Here is a 6,414-nt window from a genome sequence, read left to right on the forward strand (position 1 = left end):
CATTGACAGAAAACTGCAGGATAGGTAAAATAATAGAGTTCCATTGTTCCCTTAGTTAAATGGATATAACAAGCGCCTCCTAAGCACTAGTTGTGGGTTCGATTCCCGCAGGGAACATCCATTTCTTGCAGCAATGAGTAGAATGATTCGTTGCTGCAATTTTTATTTTTAGAATGGATTGTGAAGGCCTGAAGACGATAGGGCAGTTATGATCTAATTTCATAGATAGATGCTCAAAACATTTGGAAAGAAGGCGTAAAGTGCAGCACAAGAATATAAAGAAAGAATGCGAAGAGCTCTGGGCAAAAAATAAATATTATGTGCTGAGCAAATCGCATAAGGTATATCTCAATATCAGAGAGTATTTGAAAGAAAAGGAAGTGGATATTGCATATCTACAGGAAAAAATACAAAGCGCAAAGGATATAGAAGAGAGTAAAAAAGATTTTCATAATGCCATTCTACATGTATGGGGATATTTCAAAAAAGAAGCAAGTGAAACGGAAAAACAAGGATTATTCGATATTTTAGAGGAATATATGGAAGGGAAAAATAATCAGGAAGCTGTGATTCAATATCTTAACGCTTTACTAAAGAGATATCCCAATGAATATTTACAAGAATCCACTTTCTTAACAGGAGAACAAGATGAGATTATGGCATGAACAAATGATAAGTATTTTGCCTAAAAATCAGCTGCTTGGACAACACAGAGAATGCTGTGCCCTTAGAGGAAACGGGTGGAATAAGAAGCATAAAACGGTAGATTATGTATTTTCCTATTCTCCCTATCACTTATTTATGTATCATTCCTTAGTTATGGATGAAATGGAAAAAAGAGGGTATAGGGTGTCTATAGAGTGGAGAAACAAGAATTATAGAGGAAAGACAGCGGAAAATTATGATAATCTCGAAGAAAAAAGGATAGAACGCCCAATTTACAAAGAGCATAATGCGGAATATTTACTCGAGTGTATAGAAAACCTACGAAATAAGGGTATAAAATTAGAACTGTAAAGGAGGATTACTATGTTAGAAGTAGGAACAAAAGCACCGGATTTTACATTGCCGGATCAGAATGGAGACTTGCATTCTCTGTCAGAGTACAGAGGAAAGAAGGTTATTTTATATTTTTACCCGAAGGACAACACCCCGGGCTGCACGAAGCAGGCCTGCGGCTTTGCGGAGAGATATCCGCAGTTCATAGAGAAGGGGGCTGTGGTTCTCGGAATCAGTAAGGACAGCGTGGCATCTCATAAGAAGTTTGAAGAGAAATACGGACTGCCCTTTACGATTCTTTCCGATCCGGAGCTTGTGGCAATTCAGGCCTATGATGTATGGCAGGAGAAAAAGAACTACGGTAAGACCTATATGGGTGTGGTTCGTACCACATATTTGATTGATGAAGAGGGAAAGATTGCCAAAGCTTTTGACAAGGTAAAGGCTGCTGACAATCCTGAACAGATGCTGGGAGAACTTAGCTGATATGCGAATCATTCTTTCTCCTGCAAAAAAGATGCAGCATGATGAAAATGGGCCGGCTTACCGGGATTTGCCCGTTTTTCTTTCCGATGCCAAGAAAATCAAGGCGAGTCTGAAAGAAAAATCCTTTTCGGAACTAAAGGCGCTTTGGGCCTGCAATGACAAGATTGCCGAGCAAAATATAGAGCGCCTTTCGTCGATGGATTTAAGAGAAAAACTCGCACCGGCGATTCTTTCCTATGACGGAATTGCCTATCAATACATGGCTCCGACCGTCTTCGAGACGGAGATGCTCTGCTATGTGCAGGAACACCTTCGGATTCTTTCCGGCTTCTACGGGATTCTAAAGCCAATGGACGGGGTAACAGCTTACCGCCTGGAGATGCAGGCGAAGCTCGGTCTGGACGGCACGAAAAATCTCTATGACTACTGGGGAGACAGACTGTACAGGGAGCTAAGGGACAGTAGCGGAATCATTGTGAATCTCGCCTCAAAGGAATATTCGAAATGTATTGAGAAATATTTGTGTCCTGAGGACCGCTACATTACCTGCAATTTTTTTGAAGAAGCACAGGGAAAGCTTGTGCAAAAAGGCGTGTATTGCAAGATGGCACGCGGAGAGATGGTTCGTTTTATGGCGGAAAACCGTATTGAGGAACCGGAGGGAATCAAGCATTTCTCCGTCATGGGATACCATTTTTCCGAGGACTTATCTTCCGAGAAGGAGTATGTTTATGTGAGGAAGCAGGAGTGAGCACAAGCCGATTTGACTTCTGTTTAGGTATAAAAATAGATGCTGCAATAAACAGGTCCGCTTTCAAAGGGAAATCCAACGAGATACCGCACGCTTTGCGAGCGATACTCGTTATGAATTAAAGCTAAAGCTAGCTAAAAGGAGTTAAACATCATGTACGAAAAAGAGATTACCGCTTTACAGAAAATCATTGATGAAAGCGAAAATATCGTATTTTTTGGCGGAGCCGGAGTTTCCACGGAGAGCGGGATTCCTGACTTTCGGAGTGAGGACGGCCTCTATCATGAAAAATACAGTTACCCTCCGGAGAGAATTCTCAGTCATAGCTTTTTTCTACAATATCCGGAGATTTTTTATCAGTTTTACAAAGAGAAGATGCTATATCTCGATGCACCCGCTAACCCGGCACATAAGAAGCTTGCCGAGCTGGAAGAAGCGGGAAAGCTAAAGGCGGTAGTCACGCAAAACATTGACGGTTTGCATCAAAAGGCAGGGAGTAAGGTTGTCTATGAGCTTCATGGAAGCATACATCGAAACTACTGCCTGCATTGTGGGAAGTTTTACTCTGCAGAGTTTATGCAAGAAGCGGAAGGCGTTCCAAAATGCTCCTGCGGTGGTGTAATCAAGCCGGATGTAGTCCTATATGAAGAAAGCTTAGACGGTACGTTGATTCAGGATGCCATTAGGGCTATTGCGCATGCGGATACGCTGATTATCGGCGGTACCTCTCTTGTAGTTTATCCTGCAGCAGGTTTTATTGATTACTTTCGGGGAAAGCATCTAGTGCTTATTAACAAAGCGGAGACAGGTAAAACGGTAGGGGCTGATTTAATCATCAATGCCCCCATTGGAGAGGTACTTGGAAAAATACAATCATAAGCACCCGTCAATCGGGTGGTTTGCTCGGGGCTAAAAGCCTCTACTACCGGACCGGCGTCTAAAGGCGCCGGCTTTCTTATATTGAAGTGAATTATCGTCGATAAAAATATGTCAAAGTATATTCAAATCTGAAGTAAATTTTTTGAAAATGAATAAGAACGTGATTTGCATTTTGGGGAGGACGATACGAAATGAAAAAGGATAGCAACGCCAGAACGACCTCCCTATGGAAAAGAATGAAGCTTAGTTCAAGAATGTCTCTGGCAATAGGACTTCTCAGCATCTTTGTACTGGTAGGTTTGAGCTTTGCTATTATTTCCATGGGAAAAGTGGCGGTTAACAGTGCACTGCAAGGAAATATGAATGACAAAATCCGTTTGGGAATTGCGGACTTAGACAATTTGGTTACGCAGGCAGAAATCACGGCAAATACCATTCGGGAAGGAATAGTCTCAATTTATGACCATAAGGATATGGCGGGAGGCGTTCCTGCGAATCCCTGGACGATTCAAGATGAAAACCACAATATCATAGAACCTCAAAATATGGCCGGAACCATGTTCCGCTCCCGAGTAGTGGACGCGGTTATTCCCGCCAGCCGTTACAATGCGGAAACAACCTTACTGGATTCCATTTATTCTTCCATGACTACGAATGAATCTTATGTGGGAATAGGCGTGTTTTTGGAACCGGAAGCTTTTTATCAGGGAATTGAGAACTATGCCCCCTATATGAGTAAGGCAGATGCAAAAAACAGAACCATCATGGTGTATCCTTATTCTATGTACGCCAATAAGGATTATTATCTGAAGGCGAAAGAAACCAGTGAGTTAAACCTGACCAATGCCTATGTGGATGACAGTGAAGAGGGAGGCTATGTTGTATCGGTTGTACTTCCTATTTTTTACAAAGAAGAGTTTAAAGGAGTAGTCATTATCGATATCAGCCTCTCTGTTTTTGAAATTATTGAACAGAAGGATTCGCGTTTTGCCACTCTGTTCAGTAGTGTCATTGATTCCAATGGACGCTTTATGTACAGTATGAATAAGGACAGGCAAGGGAAGCTGTTAAGTGAAATACTTCCGGAAAAGAGTGCCTCTGCCCTGCAATCCTTTATGGACAAGAATACAGGTTTTAACACCTACATTAAAAATAACGAGGGAGATTTGGTACAGTTCCATGCGATTCCGATAGAAATGGAAGGAGTAAGCTGGTGGGTCTCGGTTGAAGTTTCACAGAAGGAATTTACTCATGCCATTACCAAAATGATTATGCTGGCGGTTCCTATTTCCCTTTTAGGAATTCTTCTCTTAGTTGGATTCAGTTTCTTTTATATTCGCAGCTCCTTGAAACCGTTAAAGCGCATTGCAAAGGTAGGAGACTATGTTGCGGAAGGAGATTTTTCCCATGAAATACACTATTCCTATCAGGATGAAATCGGTCAGATTGCAGAAAGTATGGCAAGAGTGGTAGAGAGAACCCGGAGTATCATTAAAGATTTACTTGGAAAGCTGGGAGAAATTGCAAAAGGCAACTTCTCTTTTGAATTTTGGAATACTGATTTATATAAGGGAGAATACGCTCCTCTCCTTAGTGGCTTATATGATATCTTGGATGATCTAAATGTGACTATGAGAGAAATTCATAGCAGTTCACAGCAGGTCAACGCCTCTGCGGAACAAGTTAGCGATTCCGCTCGTTCTCTATCTGACGGAGCAAACAAACAGGCTTACTCTATTGAAAACCTGAGTACAACAATGAATGCTATCTCGGTTAAGATTGAAGAAACTGCGGAAATGGCCCAGCATGCATCAACTCTTTCGGGAGAAACCGGAAATGCGGTGGAGAACAGTAATGAAAAGATGAATGAAATGTCAAAAGCTATGCGTGACATTACCGAAAAATCACAGGAAATCAGTAAAATTATTAAGACCATTGATGATATCGCTTTCCAGACCAATATTCTTTCTCTAAATGCAGCAATTGAAGCGGCAAGGGCAGGAGTAGCCGGCAAGGGCTTTGCCGTTGTGGCGGATGAGGTCGGAAACCTTGCACAGAAGTCCGCTAAAGCGGCACAAAATACAGCCGGTCTCATCGAAGAAACCATTGAAGCCGTTGATAAGGGAGCAAAGATTACAGCGGAAACGGCAGAGTCTCTTTCCGTGGTATCGCAGAAAACCGAAAAAATTAACAGAATTATTTCTTCCATTTCTTCCACCTCGGAAGATGAGGCAGAGGGCATTAAGCAGTTAAGTAACGGGTTGGAGCAGATATCCACAGTAGTGCAGAACAATACTTCTACTGCAGAGGAATCAGCGGCTGCATCTGAAGAACTATCCGGTCAGTCGGAACTTCTGAATCGTCTTTTGGATAAATTTCAACTCAAATCAGAACCTTATGACAGAACGAAAGGAAAGTAAAACGGGATATTGAATGCTTTGCGAGCGATACGCATTAAGAATAAAAGAAGGGGCTGTAAAAAATCAAAATAATAAAGGAATTCTTTGCAATATAGGTCTGAATGCGGGGGTAGTCTGAGCCCGTCGGTACTTGCGAAAAACAGGAGAAACGCAGTTTTTCGCTTAGTATCCGTTACGTAAGGACAAACTTTTCATCAGAAAAGTTGTCCTGTAACAGACCAACTTCCGAAGGAAGTTGCTTTGCAAAGCAAAGTGAGCAGTAGTCAACAAGACTACTGCTCAGTCAGGCGAAGCTAGCGAGAGCGTGCCCAAGTTCAGACCTATATTGCTTAGAAAATTATTTTGATTTTTTTACAGCACCTGGTAGACTAGTTCAGCTCCTTAGGTCTTTTAATAACTGCTGCTCCGAGACCATTTTCCCCGATATGGCAAGAAATAAGGAGGGACAGCGGGCGAACCACAATTTCCTCTTCAAAACGATTCGGAAACTCCGCCTTAAGCTGCTCTCTAAAGTTCTCTGCCTGCTCTTTGTTATCCGTATAAGCAACCGCAATATGACAGTCCCTCGCCTCCGGGTCTCCCAATCGCTCAAGTGTCTGATGTAAGCCCTCGATAATTGCTTCCCTGACCTGCTTTTCCGTTCTTACCTTCTTGTAGGAATCCAGCTTTCCTCCCTCATTGATGGCAAGAACCGGCTTGATTTGTAACAAGGTACCGATTGCAGCCGCCATAGGAGTAATCCTTCCCCCTCTTTTCAAGTAGCTTAAGTTTTGTACCCCGATATAGATCCCGTTTTCTCCGGTAGAATGATTTAAAAGGTCCTGAATCACTTTTCCGGTATAGCCCTTTTCTCCAAGCAGCTTCGCAAAAATACAGTGC

General features: G+C 42.3%; 7 protein-coding genes and 1 tRNA gene. 7 read left to right on the forward strand and 1 reads right to left on the reverse strand.

Going from position 1 to position 6,414, the window contains the following annotated elements; translation table 11 throughout:
• Nucleotides 1-45: 45 nt before the first annotated feature.
• The 7 genes from HMPREF9625_RS01840 (at nucleotide 46) to HMPREF9625_RS01870 (ending at nucleotide 5,535) form a co-directional block, all read left to right on the forward strand.
• A tRNA-Arg gene (locus HMPREF9625_RS01840) sits at nucleotides 46-117 on the forward strand.
• Between the two features lie 203 nt (nucleotides 118-320).
• Complete coding sequence (locus HMPREF9625_RS01845) at nucleotides 321-665, forward strand: YbgA family protein (protein ID WP_330361205.1); 345 nt, start codon at nucleotides 321-323, stop codon at nucleotides 663-665.
• Nucleotides 649-1,017: a TIGR02328 family protein gene (locus HMPREF9625_RS01850; RefSeq protein ID WP_009534982.1), complete on the forward strand. Its 369-nt coding sequence runs from the start codon at nucleotides 649-651 to the stop codon at nucleotides 1,015-1,017. The genes HMPREF9625_RS01845 and HMPREF9625_RS01850 overlap by 17 nt, the downstream gene beginning before the upstream one ends.
• Before the next feature lie 12 nt (nucleotides 1,018-1,029).
• Nucleotides 1,030-1,485 carry a thioredoxin-dependent thiol peroxidase gene (bcp, locus tag HMPREF9625_RS01855; protein ID WP_009534981.1) on the forward strand — a complete coding sequence of 152 codons (456 nt, stop codon included), beginning with the start codon at nucleotides 1,030-1,032 and terminating at the stop codon, nucleotides 1,483-1,485.
• A gap of 1 nt (nucleotide 1,486) precedes the next feature.
• Complete coding sequence (gene yaaA / locus HMPREF9625_RS01860; protein ID WP_009534980.1) at nucleotides 1,487-2,236, forward strand: peroxide stress protein YaaA; 750 nt, start codon at nucleotides 1,487-1,489, stop codon at nucleotides 2,234-2,236.
• 153 nt (nucleotides 2,237-2,389) lie between these two features.
• Nucleotides 2,390-3,115, forward strand: a complete 726-nt coding sequence (locus tag HMPREF9625_RS01865) for an NAD-dependent protein deacylase (protein WP_009534979.1) — start codon at nucleotides 2,390-2,392, stop codon at nucleotides 3,113-3,115.
• A gap of 191 nt (nucleotides 3,116-3,306) precedes the next feature.
• Nucleotides 3,307-5,535 carry a methyl-accepting chemotaxis protein gene (locus HMPREF9625_RS01870; RefSeq protein WP_009534978.1) on the forward strand — a complete coding sequence of 743 codons (2,229 nt, stop codon included), beginning with the start codon at nucleotides 3,307-3,309 and terminating at the stop codon, nucleotides 5,533-5,535.
• Nucleotides 5,536-5,903: 368 nt separating this feature from the next.
• Here HMPREF9625_RS01870 and HMPREF9625_RS01875 read toward each other — a convergent pair.
• Nucleotides 5,904-6,414 (reverse strand): DegV family protein (locus HMPREF9625_RS01875; RefSeq protein WP_016361582.1); only part of this gene is annotated, 511 nt, incomplete at its 5' end.

The organism is Oribacterium parvum ACB1, from assembly GCF_000238055.2.
Taxonomy (GTDB): Bacteria; Bacillota; Clostridia; order Lachnospirales; family Lachnospiraceae; genus Oribacterium; species Oribacterium parvum.

What these genes read in the sequence shown, in the direction of transcription:
- HMPREF9625_RS01850 (WP_009534982.1), top strand. Translation starts at nt 649, where the DNA reads ATGAGATTATGGCATGAACAAATGATAAGTATTTTGCCTAAAAATCAG.
- bcp (WP_009534981.1), top strand. Translation starts at nt 1,030, where the DNA reads ATGTTAGAAGTAGGAACAAAAGCACCGGATTTTACATTGCCGGATCAG.
- HMPREF9625_RS01870 (WP_009534978.1), top strand. Translation starts at nt 3,307, where the DNA reads ATGAAAAAGGATAGCAACGCCAGAACGACCTCCCTATGGAAAAGAATG.
- HMPREF9625_RS01865 (WP_009534979.1), top strand. Translation starts at nt 2,390, where the DNA reads ATGTACGAAAAAGAGATTACCGCTTTACAGAAAATCATTGATGAAAGC.
- yaaA (WP_009534980.1), top strand. Translation starts at nt 1,487, where the DNA reads ATGCGAATCATTCTTTCTCCTGCAAAAAAGATGCAGCATGATGAAAAT.